This window comes from Methylobacter sp. (assembly GCF_004322395.1).
Taxonomy (GTDB): domain Bacteria; phylum Pseudomonadota; class Gammaproteobacteria; order Methylococcales; family Methylomonadaceae; genus Methylobacter_A.
On sequence record NZ_SCTW01000029.1, the window covers coordinates 168,852 to 195,822 of the forward strand.

The window sequence follows — 26,971 nt, forward strand, 5'->3', positions numbered from 1 at the left end:
ACCCATGAATGAGACTTATACCTTGGGGCCTTTGCAGATAGGCCCTCCGTGCTGCGATCCTGAGCCGCTGATCCGCGTTGACAATCTGTCTTTATATTATGGAGTAAAGCCGGCGCTGGAGAATGTTTCGCTGGATATCTATAAAGGTTGCATTACCGCGCTGATCGGGCCGTCGGGATGCGGTAAAACCAGCTTCCTGTCGGTACTCAATCGGATGACCGATATGATTCCGGATTGCCGCGTGTCGGGCAAGGTTCATTTCAATGGTAGAGATTTACGTGATCTTGCTCTTGACGTACAAGGGTTACGCCGTGATATTGGCATGATTTTTCAAAAGCCGGTGCCGTTTCCGCTGTCGATCCGGCGCAATATTGAACTGCCGTTACGGGAACACGGTATCAGTAAACAAGCCGAGTTAAACGATGTTATCCAGCAGGTTCTACAGGATGTGGGCTTGTGGGTTGAGGTGAAAGATCGACTGGAATCCTCGGCGCTGGCTCTGTCCGGTGGACAGCAACAACGGTTATGTATTGCCAGAGCATTGGCATTAAAACCGAAAGTATTGTTGATGGATGAGCCGTGCAGTGCCTTAGACCCGATTTCTTCGGGTGTGGTGGAGGATTTGATTCAGCGTTTACGCGGAAAATACACAGTAGTGATCGTGACCCATAATCTGGCCCAAGCTCGGCGCATTGCCAATTACGCGGGGTTTTTCTGGATCAGGGATCAACAGCGAGCAGGATGCCTGATCGAATTTGGCCAATGTAAGCAAATTTTTGAAGCTCCAGCTCATGAATTAACAGCGGCTTATGTCAATGGTAGTCGCGGTTGAGGTCTTAGTTTTATAATCAAATATCAATGAATCGATCCTGCTGCTTTTATTGCGGACAAAAAAAATCCGCTACCCGGATAATCGGACATAGCGGATTCTTTACTTATGGCGGCTCTGATCTTAACCAATAAGCCGTATGATGCGCTTAATGCAAAGAGAAAATCGCCGTCTCATGATGCGCTGGGTCGAACTGATACATCCGCAGCCTTGGAGACGGTTCGTAGTTCATGGTGAAATCAACTTTGTGCATACCGGGAATTCCATCTAGACCAACGCCATTAACAGGTTGTACGTTAACCATGCCGAATGGCCCGCCTACGTTCATCCACCACTGGAAACGTCCGAAAGTAAACCAACAGCCCGAACCGCCAATATCTTTAGTGGATTGGAACTGATTTTCCCAGCCGCGCGAGCCGCCAAAATCCGGGTTCAGATAACTGTGTAAAAAATGATCGCCGTTTAACAAGGTGATTTTAACGTTTGTGCCACGCAGTCTCCATTTATCCAGCACAGGCCTGCCACCGCCTTTCATTTGTCCATACATCGTATTGTTGATATAGAGCAATGTTGCATCGGCGTCCGGATCTGCAACAATCCCGCGTGGCAACCGCGTACGATGACCCCAGTCATCGAACGCAGCCAACGCTTCATCCATTAACGCCCTAATCTCTACATCCGAAGCAGGTGCGCCTGGGGTTGTGGCTGTGTCGTTAGCGTAACCGATAGCTTGACGCATAGCCTGCCACATTCTTTTTTCCGGTGCGAGTTCGCCAATTTTAGCGATAGCCGCGAGTTTGTTTTCAACGCTGGCTGTCGGAGCCATACCGAACACATCCTGTTCCCACTGTACCAGAGTTCTTGGAACGCCCGCCTCATTAGGCAGTTTCTTGGCGGCATTTTCCGTAACTTGAGCCCGTGGCGGGTGTTCTCGCCAGCCCCAGGTATAGGACAGGTTGTAGTATTTTCCGGGCGGCATCTTTATCTTGAATATGTAACGCTTGCCGTCGATCATTGGAAAAAAGGTGGTATCCATGCTGGTGTGAGGCATAGGCGGCATGCCTGGCATACTGAGCGCCGGATCGTCAAAATACATCACCATCGGCGCAAAATCATCCTCACCCCGATTAAGCACATCCACCGTGTAGGTAATGGTGAACGGTTCTTCTTTGACTTGGCTGACATCGATAAACGCAGCATCGGCTTCAATATGGCTGCCATACCAAATTTGATGGATATTTACATTCTTAGTGTTTTTATCTACGACGGCAACTTTTTCCGGGCCTTTGTAATGCAAAACCGACATGCCACTATAGACTCGGTTGGGTATAGAGTTACCTTCCAGAATATCCAGAGCGCGTTGAGCCAGCTGTTGGCTGCTTAAGCCCTTCTCGCCAGGCAGGCGTTTCTCGGTTATAAAACCGTCTTTGTCTTTGTTTTTGTCCTTATCTTGCTTGAGTAACTTAAAAATATGCACTAAGTCGGTCTCAGGCGAAGCCACGTCAATACTGCTAACCTGAGGCGCATCATGTAAGTTATACGGATGCTCGGCACTGGACGGTAAAGTATTTTGCATTTCCACGCCATTGCCGTCGAACAGATTGCCATCGAAGTTGGGTAGAAGATTGGTGGCATGAACCGGATCGACAAAGGGATCCTTTTTGGCGAAAAGCGATGGACTCGTGATTACTGTTGTCGTATCCCCCACTGTAGTTTGAGTCGGCATCGGCGGGCGAGGATTTGGGCAGGGATGCCCCACGTAAATGGTTCTGAATGTACCGTCTGGAAGCATTTGTGACATAGGTACACATTGGCCTGGGCCGGTCGGCAGATTGGGGCTTGGTGCAGCAAGTGCTAGACCGATACCTGAGGCCAGTAAGACCAACGTGCCGGAGAATGATTGGATTAATGAATTTTTCATAATATTGTCCCCTGAACACTAGGCCTTTTTGCTATTCGGTTCTTTATTGACTTCAACCCAGGATAAGCGTTGAGCGAGCTGGTGCGGTTGAGCCATTGCATGAGAGGCTGCCCAGCGCGCATAAGGCTCGTTACCGTAGCGCCAGATATGATGATTAACGCCCGCTCCTTCGTAACCGCCGTGAGGACCTAATTTCTGATAGATTGCCTGCATATCGGATGGTTTTCCGGTAACAAATATCCAGCCTTCTTGTGCGCCATGTTTTTTAGCGAAGGCTTCCAGAATGGCTGGACTGTCGTGTTCGGGATCGGTTGTAATCGACACCATAAATGTCCCTTGTCCGAGCTTGTTCCCGACAAGTTCTTGAACTTTTGCAAGGTTCTGGGTCACGGGGAATTGCTCTTCAGACTTTACCGACATGAAATTGATTCCGACGATTTTGCCTTTAATCAAATCGTCGTAGAACCAGGCTCTGCGTCCTGTATGGGTCATGACCACAACATTAGGGAAATATTTTGCCGAAGGCCCACCCGGTTTTTTGCAAATACGGCTTTCTGTTGAAGCGGTTATCAGGTTGCTTGGACCGGTACTTGTGCAAGCGGATAAAGCCAAGGCAGGCAATGCGGCGCTAGCGGATAAAAATTGTCTTCTACTTTTCATGATTGATTCCTCTTCAAATTAAAAGCCAGCCGGCGGAGTGCCTAAGCGCATCACGGGGCGCGGCTCGATAATTGCACCAAGCACGGGGCCATTTTTGGGCGGAGCTATGTGCCAGTGAATCATCATGGTGTGATCTTCATGAACGACATTGTGGCAATGCATCACATGGCAGCCAAGGAAGTCACGGAAATGGAAAAACAGTTTCACTTCATCGCCAGGACCTAAGGTCAAAACATCCTTGCGTGAATTGTTTACATCACTTTCTTGCAGAGGTTTACCATTGAATTCCAGAATCTGAAACTCTTCAAAATGGATATGAATCGGATGCTCCCAGCGGGTGCCACCGTTGCGTATAGTCCAGATTTCCGCGCTGCCCTGCTCGATATATGCATCCATGCGATCCATATCAAAACCTTGGCCGTTAACGGTCCACATGCCGCCAAAGTAGTCGAATTTAAACAGGCGTTCCTGTTTAACCTCTTTCAGGTTTATTTTCGGTAACGCTCTCAGTTCGTTAGGGATGCGGCTTTTGTCAGGCCCGGTCAGAGGGACAACCCTGAATTCCATCACCGGATCGCCTTCACCTTTGGCAAACTTTCGGCCGGTCGGCCCTTCACCTCGAATCTGCTCCATCAAATTTTCGAGTATGATTGATGCGCCAGGTTGATATTGCGAAAAATCGACGATAACGTCGAAACGTTGCGCCACCGATAATTTAATCGTTTCGGCAATGACCGGCTTAGGCAGTAAATTGCCATCATTGGCTATCACGTTAAAAAGCAGGCCGTCATTCAGGCCTAACTCATAGAAACGGGATGGCCCGCCGTTCAGAAAACGGAAGCGGTATTTGCGCGGTTCGACTTCCAGAAAAGGGGTGATTTTTCGATTGACGGTATAGTATCTACCCAAAAAGCCATTAGTATCTTGACTGAGGTAGAGCTGGCCATCTTCGCCAAGACTGATGTCGTGAAGAATCATCGGAATATCGTACTTGCCGCTGGGCAATCTGAATGCACTAGGACTAGGATCATGCTCATTGCCGGTGTCCTGATTGTCGAACAGCAGGTAAAAGCCAGTTAGTCCCATGTACACGTTGGTCGCAGTAAAATCCATACGGTGATCGTGATACCACTGAGTCGTCTGTTTTTGCAGCGGATCGCCGCCTGCAGGAGCGTTTACATGGTGGTAGTCCCAAAAAAAACCCGGATCAACCCAATCCCAAGGCATGCCGTCGCTTTCTGAAGCATGATGTAGATTGTGTAAATGGGTCGTAAAAGAAGGAAGAGCAAAACCTACATGATCGGCCGGCAACTGATTATAGCGACGAATCAGGACAGGCTCGCCATAGCGGGCATGAAAAGTTTGACCGGGAACATTACCATTGAATCCCCATACTCTAGTAGCGAACGGTATTCCACTGTGGTATTGATGGTCAAATTCCCGGAGTACTTGAATATAAGTCTTCTGCGGTAAAAACTCAGTGTAGCGTTGATGTCTTGCAGGATCAATAGGAGGGTCTAACGGGAAATTTATGGGCGTGGCAACAGGAATAATCGGCAGAGGGTCTACGAAAGGGCTGAGATTAAAGTCGTGCGAACCAGGGTCGTCTTCGGCAAGCGATAAGTCATCCGGGGTACATAAATTGCCAACCAAACTGCCTGCACCAAAAGCTTGTTGCGATGTTGCCACGCCAGCGCCTGCTGCCAACATGCTTAGTTTAAGCATGTGTCTTCTTGATGTATTAGTCATACGTTAATGCCTTTCTATAGATAAAATTATGGTAACTATTCAGTATTGGTTCGTAATAGATTGATTTTGTGTATGTTTTCTCGTAGAGATAAATATATTAAGCATTCTTGCAATGACAAAACGTGAAATAATTACAAATTATGTGAAATTTAATACCGGAACAAACGAGTAATAAGCATCCAAACTAATTCAATAACAGAGCCAAGAATGACCTTCCTAAATTACCAGTACATGGCACATGTCTTGTCCAACTTTCCAAAAGCTAATTAGCCACATTCGTGCATACTCGTTGTAGAAAGGCTGTAGATTAAGCGGCCAGAATTTTTGTAAATAAATACCTATTCATAAATATTTAGGTGCCAATAATGCAATGCTTAAGCAACTGATTTTTATAAGACTATACGCATTAATGTTGGCGAAAATACCGGATTAATTTTGCATGGGTACTTATAAACCTACGTAATTTTACGTAGTATTCTGACATTTTTAACAATAATTGAAAATTATAGATATGAATAGCATTCATTCATTAGTTTAATGAACGGATGAGAGAGAATTTAATACGTGGATGAGCAAGTTTTAGCACTTTAATTGCTATACTTCTGAGAAATTAAAATTTCGATGTGTCAGTCGGTTATGAATATTCGCAACATAGACCTCAATCTGTTACATGTTTTTGTTACTGTATATGATTGTAAAAGTATTACTCTGGCAGCTAAACAGCTTCATCTTTCACAGCCGGCTGTCAGTAATGCTATTACACGATTAAATAGCACTTTAAACATGACGCTTTTTGTCAAAAACAGCCGCTTTATTGCCCCTACCCGTCAAGCTGATGCTTTATATGTTGACGTCAAATGTTGTCTTCAAAAAATAGCATTCACTCTGTCACAACAAAGCCACTTTGATCCGGCAACGTCCGAACGTACTTTTCGAATTGCAACTTCCAATTATGGTGAAATTGCCTTGTTTACAAAACTGGTCTCTCATCTTGAGCGTTATGCGCCTAGGATAAAGATCATTCGCGAGTTTTTCGAGATTGATAATTTCAGTCAATATCTACAAAATGGTCAGCTGGATTTAGGCTTATTTTTTGATCGCCCTGTCGAGAAAGGTATACATAAAGAATTTTTATTTAGTGACTCCTTAGTATTAATTACCGGTCCCCAGCAACCACCATTGCCGGATAATTTAACTACTAATGACATCATAAAATTCGATTTCATTAGTTTTAAAAATGAATGTAATAATTTTGATTTTTTATTTTCTGTATTTAATAACCACCCCGATTATCATGCTCCTCGCTTTACTGTAGCGACTATGTGGAGTGTGTTTTTTATTGTTTCTACTACAACATTAGTGGCTGTTAGCCCTCTTTTGTATGCAAAAACACTTGAAAAACACCTGCCGATTAAAGTTCATACCCTCACCGATGTCTCGCCAATGAAGCTAAATCTTTATTGGCGAGACATTGAAACTCAGGATCCTGGTCATAAATGGCTTAGAGAGTTGATTAAAAACACATTTATTAATAACTCTTGAGAACAGCCGTGCGAATTAATTGATGTTGCGCTCGCGGATGGCCTGATACCGGATTTTTTGTTCGGCTCACTGAATATTTTCTGTAAGGTTTCTTGTTGTTATAACGACTCATGGTTAATAATTCGGCAATGATGAACTACCATGTCTTATTCAGCACCGTCTGTGGACTAACCGAAATAATTGCACTATCCCGACAGCTAACGCTGCCATATATGGCCAACTTTTAATTTGAAACACGAGAGGAACCCTATGACTACCAGCATCGAAATCAGCGAATCTGTTCGCCATTATTACGGTCAGGTTTTACAATCCAGCAACGATCTGAAAACCAGCGCCTGTTGCACTATCGACGCGATGCCGGATTACTTAAAAGCTTTGCTGAAAAGCTTGCATCCCGAAGTGCTGGAGCGCTTCTACGGCTGTGGCTCTCCGCTGCCCCCGGCTTTGTCGGGAAAGACCGTGTTGGATTTAGGCTGCGGTTCAGGACGCGACTGTTATTTGCTATCGAAACTGGTTGGCCCGGAAGGCCGGGTGATTGGCGTCGATATGACGCCGGAACAGTTAGAAGTCGCCGTTCGTCATCGTGACTGGCATGCAGAGCGCTTTGGTTATGCTAATGTCGAGTTTTTGCACGGTCATATCGAGAATCTGGCTGCTATCGGTATCGAAGACAACAGCATCGACGTAGTAATCTCAAATTGTGTGATCAACCTGTCACCGGAAAAACCCAAGGTGCTGGCGGAAATATTCCGAGTGTTAAAACCGGGCGGTGAACTCTATTTTTCTGACGTATTCGCCGATCGCCGCATTCCTGCTCCGTTGCGCCAAGACCCCGTTTTACTGGGTGAATGCTTGGGCGGCGCCTTGTATTGGGAAGACTTCCGGCGGATCTTGCATGATCTGGGGTGTCCCGATGTACGTATCGTCAAACAAAATCCCATCAGTCTCGACGATCCTGAGGTTGCCGCCAAAATCGGCATGGTCAAATTTAACTCGGTCACCGTTAGCGCATTCAAGCTAGCGCTGGAAGACCGTTGTGAAGATTATGGACAGGTGGCTTGCTATCTCGGCACCATCCCCGAGCACCTGCATGCTTTCAATCTGGACAACCATCATCACTTCGAAACCGGCCGACCCTTACGGATATGCGGCAACACCGCCGATATGCTGGCCGCAAGCCGCTATGCCGAGCATTTTCAAGTGCTAGGTGAAAAATCCCGCCACTTCGGATTGTTCGACTGTACTCCGGGACCGCAGACCGAATCGGCTGCTACCGACGGTTTGTGTTGCTGATAGACACAACAGCGATGACTGAAACAGTCTCGGCCGAGAAAAACTTATCTGCACAAAGGCCGATATTATTTCGCTATGCCCTGCTGCAATTGCGTGACCGCGAACTGGCCGACGATGCCGTGCAGGAAACGCTGTTGGCCGCCCTGCAATCGGCATCGGATTTCGAAGGTAAAGCGGGCTTGCGTACATGGCTGATCGGCATTCTTAAACACAAAATTGCCGATCACTGGCGGCGCAGCGCCCGCGAGCCCTCTGTCCCGGAGTTTACTCAAGCTGACGAAGACGATGCTGACACCGGGCAAGACGAGTTTTTTATGAGCACCGGTCACTGGAACGGCGGTCCCAAGGCTTGGGCTGACCCAGAAGCGGCGCTAAAACAGCTGGAATTCTGGACGATCTATGAAACCTGTCAAAATAATCTACCGCCGAAAATGGCTAAGGTTTTTATGCTGCGCGAACTGGTCGGGTTAGAAGCCGACGAAGTTTGCCGAGAAGCCGGGCTTAGCGAAGCTAATTATTGGGTCATCATGCACCGGGCGCGGCTCAGGTTGCGCGAATGCCTGGACATCCGCTGGTTCAATAATACAAAACAGGAGAAACATCATGCGTAGCTGTCGAGATATTTCCACTCTGGTTTCCCAAGGACTGGATAAAAAATTGAGTTTGCGTGAGCGTTTTACTATATGGCTGCACGTAATGATGTGTACCCGTTGCCGCAACTTTCAAAAACAGACACAGTTCATTCGCAAGGCGGCACGTCATTATATCGACGATCTGTAACGCGGGTTTGACAATAAATCGTAAGTCATTAGCACTGCTATTTTGAAATCCACACTGTTCTGGGTTTGTGGGTATATAAATAAGAACCTTAGTAAAGATTACAGAACTAAAGCCAGTCAGCTAAAGCAGGCGGTTTTAGCCTTGCATTTAGAAAATAAAACTATCCATGTTCAATTCTAAGAATATATGTGATTGACCTATGATAAAAATATTTGTGAGACAAATCGGCATGAGAAGACTGCTCTTCGCGTTGTTGACGGTGTTTACAGCACAGAATGTGCTCGCTGAATCCCCGCTGATGATCGGTGAATTCACCCGCAACCGACTGGATGGCTGGGAGCATAAAAGTTTTAAAGGCGAAACCCAATATCAATTGCAATCCTTGGATGGCGTCGTTGTGTTAAAAGCCGATAGCCATGCAGCCGGATCTGGACTGTTTAAGGAGCAACGCGTCGATCTCGAACAAACGCCGTTTCTGAACTGGTCTTGGCGCATTGCCAACCGTTTGATTGGCCTAAATGAACAAAGCAAGGCCGGTGATGATTACGCCGCGCGCATTTATGTAGTGGTTAAGGGCGGCTTGGCATTTTGGCAGACCAAAGCGATTAATTACGTCTGGGCCGGCAACACGGCAAAGGATACCGTTTGGCCTAATGCCTTTGCCGGGAATCATGCGATGATGCTGGCGCTACGCGGACCTGAAACTCCGCTGAACGTCTGGCACAGCGAAAAGCGCAATATTAGAATTGACTTGCAGAAACTGTTCGGCGAAGACGTTCGCTACATTGATGCGGTGGCTCTAATGACCGATACCGATAACAGCAACCAACAAGTTTCCGCCTTTTACGGCGATATTTGGTTTTCCAAGGATTAATAATGCACGACACTCGACCGCTCTTAGCCGACAGCGATTTTCCAGCCATTTTCCGCAAACCGCTGGAAATACTGCAAGTCAACCTTGGCTATCTATGTAACCTGAGCTGCGTGCATTGCCATGTCAACGCAGGGCCTAAGCGTACCGAACTGATGAGCTTGGAAACGCTGGATCAAGTGTTGACGTTGGCTCGGACTGCTAATATTCACACCTTGGACTTAACCGGCGGCGCTCCTGAAATGCATCCGCATTTTCAATATCTGGTGACGGCAGCGCGCGGTCAGGGAATTAAGGTTATTGATCGCTGTAATCTGACCATATTGGAAGATCGGTGTTATGTTGGCTTGGCGGAATTTCTGGCCGAACAGCAAGTGGAAATCACCGCCTCCTTGCCCTGTTATCTTGAAGAAAATGTCGATAAACAGCGAGGCAAGGGGGTGTTTAAAAATAGCCTGGCCGCATTGCAGCGCCTGAATCGGCTGGGTTACGGCCAACAGGACGGTCTTTTGCAGCTTAATCTGGTTTACAACCCGCAAGATGCGCGGTTACCGCCTGAACAGCAGGCTTTGGAACAGGCCTACAAACAGCATTTGCTAGAGCATTACGGCATCGTCTTTAATCGGCTTTATGCCATGGTGAATATGCCGATCCAGCGTTTCGGCAGTATGCTGGTCAGCCAGGGGCGATTTGATGCATATCTAAATTTATTACGCAGCAACTTTCGCGAGGACAATCTCGCCCATCTGATGTGCCTGAATACGTTGAGCGTCGATTGGCAGGGTTATGTTTACGATTGCGACTTCAACCAGATGTTGTTCAAGCCGCGTGTGCATATCGGCGATTTAACTTTGGAAACCTTAAACGGCGCAGCAATTGCCACTGCCGCACATTGCTATGGTTGTACGGCAGGACAGGGCAGCAGTTGCGGCGGCGCTTTATAGGGAAATTAATCAGCAAAAAGGTCGAGTAGCAGTTTTAATTTGGTTTTCCCGGTATGTTTCAGGCAATAAAACTTTCGCCTGTTCGATAATCTCACACTCATCAATGTCCTTAATCGAATAATCCTGCTTGTTGAGCTTATACGGATTGACGATTGACGCGGACTTGACCACTTTGTTGATGTCGGTCTGATAAACCCGGCTGACCGGTGTTGGGCCGAAGATGGTGATTGACGGACGGTTTAGCCCCCAAGCCATGTGAGTCGGCCCGGTGTCGTTGCCGATCAATAAGTCGGCTTTGGCTATCAACGCCTTGAGGCTGTTCAAATCCAGCTTGGGCATGACTTTAATCAGGCCGGATTGTGTCGCCATCCACTCTGCTGTGGCCTTTTCCTGTTCGCTGCCCCAGATAACCAGACAGTTTTGCTGCAACGCCTCTGCTATTTTTACAAACTTATCCGGCGGATAGTTGCGGCTGTCCCAGGTTGAGCCGATCACCAGCACAATGTTGATCCGGTCTTTTAGCAAGAAATCGTAAATTTGCGAATCTTCGTTGTTGAAAAACAGGAACGGTTTTTTGTTGAAGATTTGCTCTGCGGTGATGTCAATGCCAAGCGGATTGGACAGTACTAACGCATTCCTGTCGATGGTATTGGCATCGTAAGCGCAGGCGACTTTGATGTCATAAAACCATGATGCGGCTTTTTCCCGGATCGAATCGGCATCGAAGCCAGCGATGCGCTTTCCTAGCAGTTTAGCGGTGACGGCCGATTTAATCAGCCCTTGAGCATCGATAACCAAGTCATAGTTGTTGCTCGCATAGCTGCGGATTTTTTTAATTTCGGCAAGTATGCCGGTCTTGTCGGTTTTTAAGGCTTTCAGATTAACCGTCAGGATGTTGTCGATGTCGGGATTGTGTTTTAGAACTTCGGCGAAGCGTTCTTCGACGATCCAGTCGATCTGAATTTCCGGGGAATGCGCCTTGATAAACTGTAACGCCACCATCGCGTGGACGATGTCTCCCAGAGCAGAGAGTTTTACGATCGCGATTTTCACTTAGGCCCTGATTGGGTGACTGTTATATATTCAAGCACTTGATCCGGCGTGATGCCGGTCAGGCATTGGCTATGGCCTAGCGGACATTCACGCTTGAAGCACGGCGCGCAATCAAGATTCAATGAGATAATATGGGCCTTGCCGTTCAGCGGCGGCGTAAAGCCTGGGTCCGATGAGCCGTAAACGGCGATAAGTTTTTTGCCCAACGCGGCGGCGACATGCATCAGGCCGGAATCGTTGCTGACCACGATATCGGCCAACGACATCAAATCGACGGCTTCGGCTAGCGATGTGCTGCCAGTGAAATCGGTGCATAGCCCGGACACTGCCCGATTGATTTGAGCTGCATCGGCTTTGTCCTTTTCGGAACCGAACAGCCAGACCTGCCAACCTTGACCGATTTTGTGCCGGGCGACTTCGGCGTAATACTCGGGCGGCCAGCGCTTTGCCGGGCCGTATTCGGCGCCGGGACATAAAGCCAGAATTCCCGGTGATAGCGTTAGTTTGAATTTATCGATGACTGCCTGTTGCCGGTCTTTGCTGATGGTTATTGCAGGCGGTGGATAGGCCGGCGGCATCGGTGCGCCAACCGGCAAACCCAAGGCCACGAAACGCTGCACGGTCATGGTCAGCAAACTTTTATTGAGTTTCCGGGCATCGTTCAGCAAGCCCCAGCGGCATTCGCCTACGTAACCGGTACGAACGGGAATGTTGGCAAAGAACGGGGGCAGGGCGGATTTCCAGGAATTCGGCAGCAGGATGGCTTGATCGTAGCTTTCAGAACGCAGGCTTTTACCCAGCTTGATGCGTTCCATCAAGCCGAACCGGCCGCGCGGCAACGGCATGACGATGGCTTTGCTCACTTCGGGCATTCTTTCCAGCAGGGATAATGTCCATGCCGGAGCCAGCACGTCAATTCGGCAATTCGGGTCGCTATTCTTCAGGGCGATAAATAGGCTTTGCGCCATCACCATGTCGCCGACCCAGGAGGGGCCGACGACTAAGATTTTTTTGGGGCCGTTGAGGGTATTTGTGTCTGCGCTAGTCATTTTGCCTTCATATCGCCGCGTTCCGGCTGGGATGTGAGAAACTGACTAAAAAAGGTTTCATGTGGCTAGAAACGGTTAGCGATATTTGGTATTGCCATCCATGGCTGCTGGATCCCGGCACAAATCTGTCTGGAACAGATTTGCATTAATCCGAAGGACGTCAGGCAGGATAGCCTGACGTGATTCCCTGCCGGGATGACGCGTTGTTAAGATGCCGATACCTTAAAAGTTCGGTGAATTTTCAAAAATTCTTAAGCAACGTAAGTCAACCAATCGGCATGGTCGTCTCTACGTCCATGCACATAGTCGAAATACAGTGACTGCAATTTCTCGGTGATAGGCCCACGACTGCCGGAACCGATTTCGCGATTATCCAGTTCCCTGATCGGCGTCACTTCAGCCGCAGAGCCGGTAAAGAATGCTTCATCGGCACAATAAATCTCATCGCGGGTGATGCGTTTTTCGATCACTTCATAGCCTTGTTCTCTGGCAATCGTCATAACCGTATCGCGAGTAATACCTTCTAATGCCGAGGTAGTTTCCGGTGTGTAGATTTTACCGTTGCGCACGATAAACAGGTTTTCGGCGCTGCCTTCGGCCGCGAAACCTTCATGATCCAACATCAATGCTTCATCGTAACCATTAGCGCGCGCTTCTTGTAACGCCAAAATGGAATTGATGTAATTGCCGTTGGCTTTGGCTTTGCACATGGTGCTGTTGTGGTGGTTGCGGGTGTACGACGAGGTACGGATACGAATGCCTTGCTCGATGCTTTCCGCGCCCAGATACGCACCCCATGACCATGCGGCAACCATCACATGCACTTTCAGGTTATCGGCTCTCAAGCCCATGCCTTCGGAACCTAAAAAGCACATGCTGCGGATATAAGCGCTGTCCAGGTTGTTTTTGGCAACCGCATCGCGCTGAACTTGATTCAGTTCGTCTTTGCCGTAAGGCATTTTCATGTTCATGATATGCGCGGAACGGAACAGGCGATCGGTATGCTCCTGCATTTTGAAAATCGCCGTGCCTTTTTCCGCGTGATAGGCCCTTATGCCTTCAAACACGCCCAAGCCGTAGTGCAGGGTGTGGGTCAACACATGGACTTTCGCTTCGCGCCACTCAACCCATTGTCCGTCCAGCCAAATAACGCCGTCTCTATCGTCCATCGTCATCATTTATTCTCCAATATTAAGTATATTTGTACTACTCAGCAGCCAAAAACAGAACGCTGATGACGCTGATCATTATGATTAAATAAGATTTTTTTTGCGTTTAAACTTTGATTTCTTACTAAGCTTTAAGACTAAACCCACTTTCAGTAACGTCTAAATAGTTATAATTATCCGCGTTAATCATAACTATCAGCGTCATCTGCGTTCCATTTTATTTGATGGTGCGGACGTTCTATTCCATATATTCATGCCAAATCTGTTCGACTTCAGCGCTCATTTTGGCGACATCGGCTTCGGCTATAACTGCCTTATCCCCTTGTAAAACCTGTTTATGTCCAAAATCCCGATAAGTGCAGTAAGCGTTTTTGAGTATTTGCTCATCGGTTTTGGACATAAATCCCTGCTGTTGCAGGCCTTCCAGCAGTCTTACATTGTCGGTGTAGGTCGTTAACGCTACATTAAGAGCCGCCTGATCTAAAACGCTAAATTGTACTATAAACTCAATATCCGCAATACCGCCTTTGCTTTGTTTTAGGTCAAACTTGTCTTTATCTTTGGTTGCCAGGGCATCGCGCATTTTTTCGCGCATTTCGCGGACTTCTTTTTTTAAGCTTTCGGTATCTCTGGACAAGCTCAAAATCCGGCTGCGTATGGCTTCATATTGTGCTTTGAGCTGTGGATCGCCGGCGATAAACCGGCCTCTGACCAGCGCCTGTAGCTCCCACGTCCAGGCCTGGTTTTTCAGGTAATCTTCATAAGCATTGATATGACTGACCAATAAGCCGGAATCGCCATTCGGGCGCAAGCGCATATCGACTTCATAGAGTACGCCGGACAACATTTTGGTATCGAGTATATGGCGGACTTTCAGCCCCAATCGCCCGTAAAACTGCGAGCATGAAATCGGCTTATCCCCGTTCGTCATCGCATTGCCATCCTTGCAATCGTACAAAAACACCAGATCCAGGTCGGAGCCGTAACCCAGCTCGATACCGCCCAGTTTACCGAATCCGATCACTGCAAAACCGATGGAAGTATTATCGGTATCGGGCGGCAAGCCGTGCTTGTCTGTCAGCATCAGCCATGTGCGTTCGACAACATGACCGACTATGCTTTCGGCGATATAGGTTAGGTAGTCGCTGACTACCATCAGCGGAATTACGCCCATAATATCCGCAGCCGCCACCCGCAACACATTCAACTGCTTAAACTGTCGCAACACGATCATCAGCTGTTCAAGATCCTGCACCTCAACTTGAGCCAGCAAAACTTTAAGTTGCTCGTCAAGGTCGGCTTTTTTCAGCGGCTCGTAAAGGGAGCGGGTATCCAGCAATTCATCGAATAACACCGGATATACCGATAAATAATCGCAAATCCACGAGCTGGCCGATGATAGCTTGATTAATTGAAGCAAAGCGCCGGGGTTTTCGGATAATAAAGATAGATATACATTCCGGCCCGCTACCGCTTCGAACAAGCCGAGTATCCGCATCAAGGTTTCATCCGGGTTATCGACTTGCTGCATCGCGTCAATCAGTTGCGGCATTAACCGGTCAAGCACGCCTGCGCCTTTGGCCGTTAATCGTTTAATCGCTATCGAATTTTTAAAATCTTTTATCGCCGCAAGTATTGAGGCTGTGTCTTGAATACCGCATTCTTTTAGATATCCCTGCAACTCGGAGTCGTCCGCTACACAAACCCAAATTCTTCCTGCTCGCGAAGCACCCGCTGAACTATCCTGTTTCGATAATGAGAAAACCTGGTCGAAGACGCCATGCACCTGCGTTCTAACCTTATCCAGGTCCTGTTTAAAACTTGCCCAGTCCGGATAATCCAATGAATAGGCCAATATCTGCTGCACTGCCGGGGCTTTCGGCAAATCGTGGGTTTGCTGGTCTTGATATTGCTGGATGTGATTTTCCACCCGGCGCAGAAAGCAATAGGACTGCATCAATTGATCGGCATCTTCTTCTGCCAATAGTTTCCGTCCTTTGAGCAATTGCAAGACATCCAGAATAGGCCGGATTTGCAAAGCTTTATCGTTGCCTCCGCGGATCAATTGAAACGCTTGGCCGATAAATTCGATTTCGCGGATGCCTCCCGGCCCCAATTTGATGTTTTCCATGCGGTCTTTGCGCCGCAACTCCTGGGTGATCTGCGCTTTTAACGAGCGCAATTCTTCAAACGCGCCATAATCGAGATAACGCCGGTACACAAATGGCTTGAACATCGCCATCAGTTGCGCACCGATTTTAAAGTCGCCTGCGACCTGACGCACCTTGATCATCGCATAACGCTCCCATTCCCTAGCCTGGGTCTGGTAATAGTTTTCCATGCCATCAAAGGTCATGATGATCGGACCGCTATCGCCGTAGGGTCTTAGGCGGATGTCGGTACGGAATACGAAGCCGTCCACGGTGATCTCGTCCAGGACTTTGATCAGGTTGCGGCACAGCTTGGTAAAAAACTCGCCGTAAGTGGTTTCCTTCCTGTCCTGCAACGCCCCGTCTTCTGCATAGGCAAAGATCAAATCGATGTCGGAAGAATAATTCAATTCGTAGGCGCCCAGCTTACCCATGCCCAACACTACGATCTGCTGCGGACTGCCGTCGGATAATAATGGCGTGCCGCGTAGTTCGCAGGCTTCTCGATAGAGAAAGTCCAACACGTATTGAATGCAGGCATCGGCCAGATGCGATAAATCGGCCAGCGTTTCGGATAACTCGGCCCATCCGGCCAAATCCCGCCAAGCTATCCTGACCATTTCCCTGCGGCGGAAGTCGCGCAGTTTTGTCATTAACTCCGCCTGTGAATCAACCGGTGTGCCCGTTAAATTTTCGGCATAACTGTTTTGATTATAAATACTCGACAAATCACCGGAATTGACCAAATCGACCAGCAGCTCAGGCTTGCGGGTGCAGCTTTCGGCAACGAACAGGCTGGAACACCAGACCTTGACGAGGGCTGCGTTAAATTCCGGCGTTTGACTGATATTGAGCTTAAGCTCCACAAGCCGTTCATCCCATTTTGTCAGTGACGCAATTACCGTTGCTCTTAACTCATCCGGCAGCGCAGCAAATTCGGGTTCGATGTTTTTAATAAAAGACATGGGGAAAGTCATCAATGAAAAACTCCATGATAACGAAAACAGCTAAGAAACGAGTAGCGCTATTTATGATGAACAACGAAGATGGGTAGAACCAGTCTTAATAAAATGATAAAGTTCGGTTAACCTTATTAACTATTTATGATTTAAGCTTATGAAAACCCCCACATTTACAAAAAACTTCTTTTTTGCCGCTTTGACCGGCATGATCCTCACTTTATCAATCGCCGGCTGCTCGGATGATGAAGAGAAAGTTGCAGCAGCGAAACAGGCAACGAATACCGTAGCTCATGATCCGTTTGATCATTCCCACGATACTCCGGTGACCGATATACAAAAACACAAGTTTGAACATGATTTTGCCGACCAGTGTGTAGAACGGGAATTAAAGAACTCAACCGACAAAGAATTCGATAAAAAGCGCTACTCTACGCCTTGCATGTGCATAGCCAAATTTTTGATGAAAGACTTAACTGCCGATGAAGCTCAACTGTTCCTCGGAGAACATAAAAATGCCCAGTCTTTAGTGATCAAATATGAAAGTGCGGCTTACCATTGCTTGCAGGAAAACGCTCTTCCTAAAGGACCGGATTTTTCCAGAGCGCCTCAATAGGTTGAGTGATTGGCTTAAAAATAATTCACCACGAACGACTGCATGGGCAGATATTTTGCTCCATGCAAAATCTGCATTGCCTACATGGATGTAGGTAAGGAGCGTGAGCACGACTGCATGGATGCAGGAGGTAGAGCAACGCAGGAAGCAGTTGCCGAGAACACGAAGTTTTTACTTTGGTTTTTCTTCGTGGTGATGTTGTCTTACTCCACTCGCCAATAAATAATAACCATTTTCTCAGATATACAGACCTTCCAGGTTTTTAAAACCTGGAAGGTCTAAACTCGCAACATTCTCTACAGGTGTTTGCTACCGCTCACGCCAGCTTATTCTGGCCTACCCTACAATAACCATCTTTTCAGCCAGTTCTTTTAATATCTGCAAGCCACCCGATACAATCATCTCAGGATTGGGATGATTCAATTCATCGGCAACCTGTTTTAGACAATCCGCAGCCAATACCTCTTCATGCTCCTGAATGATTTCCAGCAATCGATAAGTGATCGGGGTGATTTCTATAAAATTAACCTCGTCATCCGAATTACGATAAACAACCAGGAAAGTGGCTTGTTCAGGTGCCGTTTCAGGTAAAAAAGCCGGGGATATTTTATGGACGGGATATTGATAGGCTAGCGGCCAAGCTAAAGGCGATAGCCGGATGCGCTGGTTGTACAGATTATCCAGATTCCGGTAATTAACAGGTACGGTTTCCTTGGCGATAGATAAGGCCATTTCCACCCATTCGTAATGCGCCAGTTCCAGCATAAACCCAAAATCAGCCGAACTGTCCCGCTCGTTTTGCAGGTAATCCAGAAACTCTTCCGGAATTTCCGAGAAATGCGGCGTTTGATTGGAATGCTTGGCGAAAAAATCCTGCCCCAACTCGAACCATTGCCGGTCGTTCAATATCGCCCGCAACACCGGAAAGTTAGCCGACAGGAAGGTGTCGATATTGTTAAAAAACAGCTCGCGATACATCGCCATCCGTTGCGGCTGGACATCGGCAGGCGGCGGATTTCTGTCGGGATCCCTGATATATGCTGCAAACTCACGCTGTCTGGCTTTAAAATCGACTTTCATAGCGGCTTCAAGCGAATTGCTTTCTTTGCCGACAGCTGTCGGTAAGGGGCGTGAGCAGGAGCGGTAGCTTTGCATGCTGCGTTTCCCAGGCTTTTTGTATAGCGCTGATGGTGTTAACTTCCTTGATCAATTCTTCCATTGCAGGAATATTAAAATCCCTCTCCAGCAGCGTCGGAAATACGCCGTAAAGCTCATAAGCCTTGCCCAGCAGCTTCCAGACCGGGTCGATCACTTCAGCCCCGTGAGTATCGACCAGAAAATCTTCAGCTTCGACATAATGCCCGGCGATATGCGCATATGCAATGCGGTGAGCGGGCATCGCCTTTAAAAAAGCTTCGGCATCGTAACCGTGGTTAACGCTGTTCACGTAAATATTATTGATGTCGATCAGCACATCGCAGTCCGCTTCTTCGATAACCGCATTGAAGAAATCTATTTCCGACATTTCCTGGCCGGGAGCCGCATAATACGACACATTTTCGATAGCTATCTTTTGTTCCAAAATATCCTGGACGCGCCTGATCCGTCCGGCAACGTGACTAACCGCTTCCGAAGTAAACGGAATCGGCATCAGGTCGTACAAATGCCCGTCCTTACTGCAATAACTTAAATGTTCGCTGTAAAACTTGATTTGATGTTCGGCCAGGAATTGTTTGATTTCGCGGACGAATTTTTCATCCAACGGATCGGTACTGCCTATCGACAACGACAAACCATGACCGATAAAATCGAAACGCTCGGTCATCGCGCGAAATTGTTTGCCTGGTTTTCCGCCGATAGTGATCCAGTTTTCCGGCGCGACTTCATAAAAGTCGACATCTTCGGGAGGGAATTCAACAATCTGACTTAAAAAGGATCGCCTAAGGCCTAAACCGGCGCCGTGAACGAGATTTTGGGTTGTGTCCATAAGAACACCTTGCTGTGATTTGAGAGGAATTAGAGGGCATGTTTCTATCATGCCCTCCTGTGCTAATGCGCTTAGACTTATTTGCCTGATGGGTTTTTAGACATAGCGCCGCATGAGCCTTCTTTGCCTTTCATCATTGCGCCGCAAGACCCTTCCATACCCGGTTTCATTTTGCCGTCTTGCATCATCCCGCCGCACATTCCTTCGCCACATTTGCCTTCGACAGCTTTAGGCGCTTCGGTTTTTTTGTTGCCTGCGCAGGCGCCTTCCGCTGCTTTAGCTTTAGGTTTCTCCATACCGCCCATTGCAGCGCCGCATGCCATTTCAGCCGCTTTATCGGCTTCTGCAACTTGCATGTAACCGGTCGATAATTCTGTCATGCCAAAAGGATTAGCTTCGGCGTTAACCGCAGTTGCAGCAAAAGTAGACAGGAAAGCGGCGCCCATTGCAGCTGCTAAAGGTGTTTTATTAATTTTTTTCATGTTGACTCCAGAGTGTTAATATAAAAACATCGAGCTTCAATTCGTCCCCGGCGTTTAACCCGAAAGATGAATCATATGAAACGCATCGAATGCCGCTTATCATAACAAAATCAACTGAATTGCAAATGAATATCCTTCTTTCCGATCAATTTCGTAAGCTTATCGGCTTGATCTCCTTTGCAGGATCGTCATCTTGATGTCCGGTTTTATGCTGATACTCGCATAAATCTTCAATAACACAACTCGGGCAACGCGGCTTTCGAGCAATGCAGGTGTAACGACCATGCAGAATCAATAAATGATGCACATCCTTCTTATGTTTTTCAGGCACGCATTTATCCAGTTTGCGCTCAACCTCCAGCACACTTTTACCCGGTGCGATACCGGTACGGTTGGCAACCCTGAATATATGTGTATCCACTGCAATCGCATGCTGTCCAAATGCCGTATTCAGTATGACGTTGGCGGTTTTCCTGCCGACCCCGGCCAACGTCTCCAGCTCTTCCCGCGTTTGGGGCACCTCTCCTCCGTGTTTATCCAGCAATTGTTTACAGAGTGTGATGATATGGGCGGCTTTACTGTTAAATAGCCCGATGGTCTTAATGTACTCTTTCAAGCCCGCCTCGCCCAATGCCAGAATATCTTGAGGCGTATTGGCGACTGGGAATAATTTAGCCGTCGCTTTGTTGACGCCTTTATCGGTTGCCTGAGCCGATAAAACGACTGCAATTAGTAATTCAAAAGGGGTGGTATAGTTCAACTCTGTAGCCGGATTAGGGATGGCCGCAGCCAGTCGGTCAAAAATTTCCTCGCGTTTTTTTTGGTTCATGATGATATTTGGAAGGCTCGATAATGGACCGTTATTTTCAAAATACCATATCTAGGCTCAATGGCCACCTCAGCGGCTTCCATCATAGTGACGTCTCATCAAATCACCATACAAATCCACATAGGACTTCACCATCTGCTCGGCCGTAAAGTGCTTCCAATACCGCTCCTCGGCACGCCTACCCATGTGGGCAGCTTCTTCAGGATGTTCCCACAGATAACTCATTGCTTGCCGAAGTGCTACTGGATCACTAGGTGGTACAACCAGCCCGGTCTCATCACCGATATTAATGAAAGTCGTGCCGGTGCCAATCTCGCTGGAGATCATCGGTTTGCCGTACATCGCGCCTTCCAGCAATGAGATGCCGAAAGCCTCAGAGCGCAGATGCGAAGGGAAAACCACCCCATAACACAGTGTCAACAGCGCAACTTTATCCTCCTCAGACAACTGTCCAAGAAAGTAGATATTACGTAAACCCAGCTGCGCTGCCTGTACTTTCAATTCCTGCTCAATTGGACCGGCACCAACAATTACTATGGGATAGTCAATCCCTCTAGCGGCCTCCACTAGAATGTGTAACCCTTTGTAGTAACGTATGACCCCAACAAATAAAAAAAACTTCGGGCCGAGTTTCTCGCGCCAAAACTGTAGCCGATCCGTCGCCGGCTGTGGATAAGTGGCTTTATCCAACCCGATAGGAATCACGCTGACCTTGTCTGAGAACTTCCCAAGCACATCGCTAGTAGCCAGATAATTCGGCGAAGTAGCCACAATGCGATCCATGCTCGCCAAAAACTTTCGCTTCAATGGCCGATATAGCTTAAGCAGATGCTCTTGGCGAATGATATCCGAGTGATAAGTTACTACTGTCGGCTTCTTCACCCTGGTTACAAAATGCACCACATCCATGAATGGCCATGGGAAGTGGTAATGAATGACATCCGCCTGCTTAACCAACTGCGAGAAACGCAAAAAGGCGGATAAAGAGAAACCCGTCGAAGCAATCTGCAAGTCGAGTCTGGCGCGATGCGCCAGGTAGCCATCAATCTCAATAGTTCTCGGAACCTTATCTGGCGTCAACGAAAGAACATCTGTCTCAATACCTAACTTGCTTGCACCTCTAGCAATTTGATTTATGACTTGCTCAACTCCTCCCATTGTGTCGGGAAAGGAAGTTTTGTAAAAATGTAAAATTCTCATCAACAATCAGTTATCTTATCCAGATACGAAGGAGCTAATCTGCTCCAAAAAACGCTCTTCGGTGAAATCCATGGCACGTTGTTCACAACATTCTCGCATCGACAAAGCCAAGTGCGCGGTCATATCAAGCACAGCGGCAGCAATTTGTTCAATATCAGGATTGGACGGTAGTAGGATGCCAGTATGACCATCGAGAACTGTCTCCAACATGCCTCCCTCTGCAACCCCAATCACCGGTTTACCTGCGGCCATTGCCTCAATGGCCGACATTCCAAAATCCTCATCGAGCGGGATATAGATACATGCTATAGCATTAGCAATCAGATCTATCAGTTGCTTATCACTAGACCAGCCAACGAATGTGATATTCGGTGCCTCCATAGCTAAATTGCGGAGGGTTTCAAATTCCGAGCCCCCGGAAGCCACAATCAGCTTTTTTTCTGGCATTTTAATAAATGCCTTGACCACACGATCCACACGCTTATTGGGCTCTAGACGTCCGAGCGAAAGATAATAATCACCTTGAGCCTGCCACTTGAAGGCGTTGATATCGACAGGTGGGCAAACAACATAGGCATCCACTCCCAGCTGTTCTCCCAGACGCTTACGAACATGGTCTGAGTTCGTCAATATCACATCCATTTCATCTACAGCACTCTTGTATGCCTGACAATAAGCATCAATCGCTACGCTAACCAAGCGACGAGCAGAGATTGGCAATTTTTCCAGGTACTGATTTTTTCTGTCGAACGCAAAACGTGGAGGTGTATGGCAGTAATAAATACGACGACCTGCCTTTTGGCTTTTGACCGCTAATGGCGTATAAATCCCGCTGTAGATGACTGTATCTATGTTCTCAATACAAGGGATACGCCTTCCAAAGGTCAGCAATGCTTTAGGGATTCTAGGTAGCCATTTGGGTAACTGGCCCAACAACTTCAGGTTAATTCCAGATAAATCAGCACTCTCCAAAAATCCCGGATATACCCCTGAAACGCCCAATGAAAAATCTGGAATGCCTCGGACAATAGTAGAAACAAGCCGCTCTGCACCGCCATTAACCTGCATATAATCATGCAACACCCAGTTACGATGAGACACCAATTGCGGCAAGCTATTCATAAGTTGGACACAAAGGGGGAGCCCGAGAGAATGCCATTACATATAACGCTCAATCCCGGATCCGCATCTGGAAGAAGCTCATCCAGATGATTAACTTTCACTCGATATGGGCCAAAATAAGTATGAGGGTCAAGAGACCGAAGCGGAATCATCCGCCGGAAAAAGAAATGATACGCATATTTACGCGCAGCATTTATCTGCTCATCAGACAAAGGGTTAGTAAACGGTAATGTATCCAACACCCTGCGATATTCTTCCGGGCTTGAGACATCCACGGTAAACCCTTTACCCCGGCTCCAAGCTTCGCCGGCAACTACCACGGGGAGCCCTGTGCAAGCCAACTCCAGCGCCGTCTTAGTGCCATAAACTAGGGCAGAATTACATAATGTCATTAATGAATAGGTGGAAATCTTTTCTTCTGGCCCAATCACTTTAATGTGAGGGGGCAAGATACCGAAGCGATTGAAGATCTCATTAGCGGCTCTCTGGCATGAGGGCACACTACCCAGCACCTCCGCCGGGTGAATACGGATCACCAACTGTAAATCTGGGTGATTTACAAAATACTCAATGCTGGCAAAGAGCCATTCAAGCATAGATGGAAAGGCCGACTGTCGGAAATGCAGTTGAGCATCCCAAATCACATTGGTCAGCAAACCGATCACCGGTCGCGATGGATCAAGTGCCAGCCCTGCCATTATGGCACCGTTATCCTGCTCTGCATCAGCCTGAAAATTGATCCAATCGTTGCCACCTGTCCAACGGCTTCGCAAATACTCCATCACTAGCGACTCCTCCTTATTGGACCAAGGCATATCCGACCACTGCGCTGGATCCTCATCTATCATCGTATGATGATAGCTATCACCATGACTGAATATTGCTGTACCTTTACGATAAGCTGGCCCCCAGTTCACCACCCGGATCCCGGCATCGCGCAATACGCTACTCACCGCACCCTGCGGCACATAAATACCATGGTGAAAAACTGCCACATCAGGCTTCTGCTCGTCCAGCAATCTGCCCACCACATGGGCAGTCATATGAGCAGCATCCTGATAGCGAGCCAATATGGCTTGCCCATCTTTTCCAATCGGCAACGTGCCTCGACCAAAATAGCGCAACGCTCCAGCATGAGCATGCTCAAATAAATTTTCATTTAGATCGTCCAGCGACAATCTCGATACGCTGCCGTCCTCAAGAAACTGGCTATACCGAAGAATTGGCAAGCCCAAGGGGGCGAGCATGTCGTAAGCAGGGCCAAAGCACGAACGACACAACTTCGACTGGGGACCTCTACGTATAAAATCACTGGTAGAAAGCCACTGGTGGTCGCATTCCTGACAGGCTGGCAATACCCCATCGCACAGAATGAAACGAACCTCGGCACCTCGTAAGGTCAAGGCTACGCCCAGTAAGCTTTCCAATGCGCTGCAGGGCCAATTGGAGCCCGTGCCGGTCGCGACAAGAACCCTTTGTCCACCCTGCGCCTTTTGACAAGCTGCTATCCATTCCGGGTCATTCCTTAGCCACGACCAATTTGGTCTTATTCCTGAGTAGGGACGATAGTTACGAAGAAGCATTTGAGCTAAGCGTGAGTTTCGACTCATGTATCGGATTGACTCAGAAAGATCCATATAAAACCAATACAACTTGCGTCAATTTCTTGCCGCTATAAAAGACAAATAGGCAATTTCTAGCCCAGACTTCAAAGAAGTTCTCGCCTTCCAACCCAAAGCTGACAACTTTGAAACATCTAATAGCTTGCGTTGAGTTCCATCCGGCCTAGTGGAATCAAAAACAATCTCACCTTGAAAGCCCACCACATCGCGCACCATTTCGGCTAACTCCCGAATGGTCAAATCCTCACCCACGCCAATATTGATTAAAGGGGGCGAGAATTCGCCGGTAATTGATTCATCACTACCTAACAGATTATGCAAATTCTCATCTGACAAATTCATTAGGAACACACAGGCATCGGCCATATCACTACTAAACATGAACTCTCTTCGGGGCGCTCCAGTTCCCCAAACTGTCACGCTCGGCGCACCACTGATCTTTGCTTCGTGGAATTTGCGAATCAGTGCAGGTATAACGTGGCTGTTTTCGAGATGATAATTGTCGCCAGGCCCATAAAGATTAGTCGGCATAACAGAAAGGTACTGGGTTCCATACTGCCGGTTATAGCTCCAACACATTTCAACACCAGCAATCTTGGCCAACGCATAAGGCCTATTTGTTTCCTCAAGTTGCCCTGTCAAGAGGTGTTCTTCCTTAATCGGTTGTGGGGCGAATTTTGGATAAATGCAACTAGAACCAAGAAAAATCAGTCGTTTGACATTGTTCTGATAAGCCGCATGAATGATGTTAGTTTGAATAGCTAAATTGTCTCGAATAAATTCCGCCGGATAAGCATTATTGGCATAGATGCCACCGACCTTGGCCGCCGCCAAAAAGACATAGTCTGGTTTCTTCAACTTAAAAAACGCCTCCACTGCTGCCTGATTAGTTAGGTCAAGCTCAGCATGCGTACGAAAAAGTAAATTTGTATAACCAGCTTCCTTAAGGCTACCCATCAATGCTGTACCCACCAAACCACGGTGACCTGCAATGTAGATATTTGCATTCAAGTCCATTACATCACTCATGGTAATTGTAAGCATTGAAACCATGCTTCTTAACCAACTCGTCTCGCTCGGCCGCCTTCAAGTCCTCACGCACCATCTCGGCAACCAGTTCTTCAAAGGTCGTTTGAGGAACCCATCCAAGCCGATCCCTAGCTTTGCTAGGATCCCCTAACAGGGTTTCCACTTCAGTGGGACGAAAATAGCGTGGGTCAACGGAGACAAAACACTTACCGTTGTGATCATAACCTTTCTCCTCCACTCCTATGCCTTTCCAACAAATAGTCATGCCCAATTCTCTGGCAGCGGCATTCACAAAATCACGTACACTGTATTGGATACCAGTTGCAATAACAAAATCTTCAGGGTTATTTTGTTGTAGCATCAGCCACTGCATTTCTACGTAATCCTTGGCGTGCCCCCAATCACGCTTGGCGTCCAAATTGCCTAAGTACAAGCAGTCTTGCAGACCCAACTTAATACGCGCCAAAGCACGGGTGATTTTCCGAGTTACAAACGTCTCACCCCGCACGGGAGATTCATGGTTGAACAAAATACCGTTGCAAGCATATATACCATAAGCTTCACGATAATTTACCGTAATCCAGTACGCGTACAATTTAGCAACGGCATAGGGACTCCGGGGATAAAATGGGGTAGTTTCCTTCTGAGGCGTTTCCTGCACCAGACCATAGAGTTCAGAAGTACTAGCTTGATAGAAGCGAGTTTTCTTTTCCAAGCCAAGGATGCGGATAGCCTCAAGCAGACGTAGTGCACCGAGAGCATCTGAGTTGGCGGTGTATTCTGGCTCTTCGAAACTGACGGCTACATGACTCTGGGCGGCAAGATTGTAGATTTCGTTTGGCTGAACTTGCTGGATGATGCGCACCAAGCTTGAGGAGTCCGTCATGTCACCGTAGTGCAGGATGAAATTACGGTTGGTGACATGCGGATCCTGATAAAGATGGTCGATGCGGTCAGTATTGAAAAGGGACGAACGGCGCTTGATGCCGTGAACGATATAGCCTTTCTTGAGTAAAAACTCCGCCAAGTAAGCGCCGTCCTGGCCAGTGATGCCAGTAATGAGAGCAATCTTGTTTGTCATCAATGTTCCTGAATAATGTGAATAAAATTAGGTG

The 26,971-nt window shown here is 47.6% G+C and carries 24 protein-coding genes; 8 read left to right on the top strand and 16 right to left on the bottom strand.

Annotation, left to right across the window (positions count from 1 at the left end; all coding sequences use genetic code 11):
- The first annotated feature begins 4 nt into the window (after positions 1-4).
- Positions 5-832, top strand: coding sequence for a phosphate ABC transporter ATP-binding protein (locus tag EPO18_RS04505; RefSeq protein WP_292431088.1), 828 nt, complete (start codon positions 5-7; stop codon positions 830-832).
- Positions 833-977: 145 nt separating this feature from the next.
- Here the strand turns inward: EPO18_RS04505 and EPO18_RS04510 are convergent, their stop codons facing one another.
- Genes EPO18_RS04510 through EPO18_RS04520 form a run of 3 tightly spaced genes read right to left on the bottom strand, consistent with a single transcriptional unit; the run spans position 978 to position 5,135 of the window.
- Complete coding sequence (locus EPO18_RS04510; RefSeq protein WP_292431092.1) at positions 978-2,750, bottom strand: hypothetical protein; 1,773 nt, start codon at positions 2,748-2,750, stop codon at positions 978-980.
- Positions 2,751-2,768: 18 nt separating this feature from the next.
- Positions 2,769-3,410 carry an SCO family protein gene (locus tag EPO18_RS04515; protein WP_292431094.1) on the bottom strand — a complete coding sequence of 214 codons (642 nt, stop codon included), beginning with the start codon at positions 3,408-3,410 and terminating at the stop codon, positions 2,769-2,771.
- A gap of 18 nt (positions 3,411-3,428) precedes the next feature.
- Positions 3,429-5,135 (bottom strand): multicopper oxidase family protein, encoded by a 1,707-nt coding sequence (locus EPO18_RS04520; RefSeq protein WP_292431097.1) that lies wholly within the window; start codon positions 5,133-5,135, stop codon positions 3,429-3,431.
- Positions 5,136-5,795: 660 nt separating this feature from the next.
- Between EPO18_RS04520 and EPO18_RS04525 the strand changes: the two genes are divergently transcribed.
- The 6 genes from EPO18_RS04525 to arsS all read left to right on the top strand — a co-directional run bounded on the left by EPO18_RS04525 (position 5,796) and on the right by arsS (position 10,589).
- Positions 5,796-6,701: a LysR family transcriptional regulator gene (locus tag EPO18_RS04525; protein WP_292431100.1), complete on the top strand. Its 906-nt coding sequence runs from the start codon at positions 5,796-5,798 to the stop codon at positions 6,699-6,701.
- Positions 6,702-6,950: 249 nt separating this feature from the next.
- Positions 6,951-7,994, top strand: a complete 1,044-nt coding sequence (locus EPO18_RS04530) for a methyltransferase domain-containing protein (protein WP_292431103.1) — start codon at positions 6,951-6,953, stop codon at positions 7,992-7,994.
- Positions 7,995-8,008: 14 nt separating this feature from the next.
- Positions 8,009-8,605 carry a sigma-70 family RNA polymerase sigma factor gene (locus EPO18_RS04535; RefSeq protein ID WP_292431106.1) on the top strand — a complete coding sequence of 199 codons (597 nt, stop codon included), beginning with the start codon at positions 8,009-8,011 and terminating at the stop codon, positions 8,603-8,605.
- Positions 8,598-8,774, top strand: coding sequence for a zf-HC2 domain-containing protein (locus tag EPO18_RS04540; RefSeq protein ID WP_292431108.1), 177 nt, complete (start codon positions 8,598-8,600; stop codon positions 8,772-8,774). The genes EPO18_RS04535 and EPO18_RS04540 overlap by 8 nt, the downstream gene beginning before the upstream one ends.
- A gap of 229 nt (positions 8,775-9,003) precedes the next feature.
- Entirely contained in the window at positions 9,004-9,648 is a 645-nt protein-coding gene (locus EPO18_RS04545) for a DUF3047 domain-containing protein (RefSeq protein ID WP_292431111.1), read from the top strand.
- Between the two features lie 2 nt (positions 9,649-9,650).
- Positions 9,651-10,589, top strand: coding sequence for an arsenosugar biosynthesis radical SAM (seleno)protein ArsS (gene arsS, locus EPO18_RS04550; RefSeq protein ID WP_292431114.1), 939 nt, complete (start codon positions 9,651-9,653; stop codon positions 10,587-10,589).
- Between the two features lie 9 nt (positions 10,590-10,598).
- Here the strand turns inward: arsS and waaC are convergent, their stop codons facing one another.
- From waaC to glnE, 4 genes are all read right to left on the bottom strand, one after another.
- A complete protein-coding gene (gene waaC, locus EPO18_RS04555) occupies positions 10,599-11,642 on the bottom strand; it encodes a lipopolysaccharide heptosyltransferase I (protein ID WP_292431117.1) in 1,044 nt (347 codons plus the stop codon).
- Positions 11,639-12,691, bottom strand: coding sequence for a lipopolysaccharide heptosyltransferase II (gene waaF, locus EPO18_RS04560; RefSeq protein ID WP_292431120.1), 1,053 nt, complete (start codon positions 12,689-12,691; stop codon positions 11,639-11,641). Before waaF ends, waaC begins: the two co-directional genes overlap by 4 nt.
- A 251-nt stretch (positions 12,692-12,942) precedes the next feature.
- Entirely contained in the window at positions 12,943-13,866 is a 924-nt protein-coding gene (locus EPO18_RS04565) for a branched-chain amino acid transaminase (RefSeq protein ID WP_292431288.1), read from the bottom strand.
- Positions 13,867-14,098: 232 nt separating this feature from the next.
- Positions 14,099-16,975 carry a bifunctional [glutamate--ammonia ligase]-adenylyl-L-tyrosine phosphorylase/[glutamate--ammonia-ligase] adenylyltransferase gene (gene glnE / locus EPO18_RS04570; RefSeq protein ID WP_292431123.1) on the bottom strand — a complete coding sequence of 959 codons (2,877 nt, stop codon included), beginning with the start codon at positions 16,973-16,975 and terminating at the stop codon, positions 14,099-14,101.
- A 151-nt stretch (positions 16,976-17,126) separates the two neighbouring features.
- Here glnE and EPO18_RS04575 point away from each other — a divergent pair, with 151 nt between their 5' ends.
- The gene (locus EPO18_RS04575) at positions 17,127-17,585 is read left to right on the top strand and encodes a hypothetical protein (protein WP_292431126.1); all 459 of its coding nucleotides are present in this window, start codon (positions 17,127-17,129) and stop codon (positions 17,583-17,585) included.
- A 336-nt stretch (positions 17,586-17,921) separates the two neighbouring features.
- Here the strand turns inward: EPO18_RS04575 and EPO18_RS04580 are convergent, their stop codons facing one another.
- The 9 genes from EPO18_RS04580 to gmd all read right to left on the bottom strand — a co-directional run bounded on the left by EPO18_RS04580 (position 17,922) and on the right by gmd (position 26,937).
- Entirely contained in the window at positions 17,922-18,665 is a 744-nt protein-coding gene (locus tag EPO18_RS04580) for an HvfC family RiPP maturation protein (RefSeq protein WP_292431129.1), read from the bottom strand.
- A 7-nt stretch (positions 18,666-18,672) separates the two neighbouring features.
- Positions 18,673-19,572 carry an HvfB family MNIO-type RiPP peptide maturase gene (locus EPO18_RS04585; protein WP_292431132.1) on the bottom strand — a complete coding sequence of 300 codons (900 nt, stop codon included), beginning with the start codon at positions 19,570-19,572 and terminating at the stop codon, positions 18,673-18,675.
- Between the two features lie 77 nt (positions 19,573-19,649).
- Complete coding sequence (locus tag EPO18_RS04590) at positions 19,650-20,054, bottom strand: hypothetical protein (protein WP_292431134.1); 405 nt, start codon at positions 20,052-20,054, stop codon at positions 19,650-19,652.
- Between the two features lie 145 nt (positions 20,055-20,199).
- Positions 20,200-20,883, bottom strand: coding sequence for an endonuclease III (nth, locus tag EPO18_RS04595; protein WP_292431137.1), 684 nt, complete (start codon positions 20,881-20,883; stop codon positions 20,200-20,202).
- A gap of 69 nt (positions 20,884-20,952) precedes the next feature.
- Positions 20,953-22,083 (bottom strand): glycosyltransferase family 4 protein, encoded by a 1,131-nt coding sequence (locus EPO18_RS04600; RefSeq protein WP_292431140.1) that lies wholly within the window; start codon positions 22,081-22,083, stop codon positions 20,953-20,955.
- A gap of 15 nt (positions 22,084-22,098) precedes the next feature.
- Positions 22,099-23,205, bottom strand: coding sequence for a glycosyltransferase (locus tag EPO18_RS04605; RefSeq protein ID WP_292431142.1), 1,107 nt, complete (start codon positions 23,203-23,205; stop codon positions 22,099-22,101).
- Positions 23,202-24,383, bottom strand: coding sequence for a hypothetical protein (locus EPO18_RS04610; protein WP_292431145.1), 1,182 nt, complete (start codon positions 24,381-24,383; stop codon positions 23,202-23,204). The genes EPO18_RS04605 and EPO18_RS04610 overlap by 4 nt, the downstream gene beginning before the upstream one ends.
- 480 nt (positions 24,384-24,863) lie before the next feature.
- A complete protein-coding gene (locus tag EPO18_RS04615; protein WP_292431148.1) occupies positions 24,864-25,871 on the bottom strand; it encodes a GDP-L-fucose synthase family protein in 1,008 nt (335 codons plus the stop codon).
- The gene (gene gmd, locus EPO18_RS04620) at positions 25,849-26,937 is read right to left on the bottom strand and encodes a GDP-mannose 4,6-dehydratase (protein WP_292431151.1); all 1,089 of its coding nucleotides are present in this window, start codon (positions 26,935-26,937) and stop codon (positions 25,849-25,851) included. The genes EPO18_RS04615 and gmd overlap by 23 nt, the downstream gene beginning before the upstream one ends.
- Positions 26,938-26,971 lie beyond the last annotated feature (34 nt).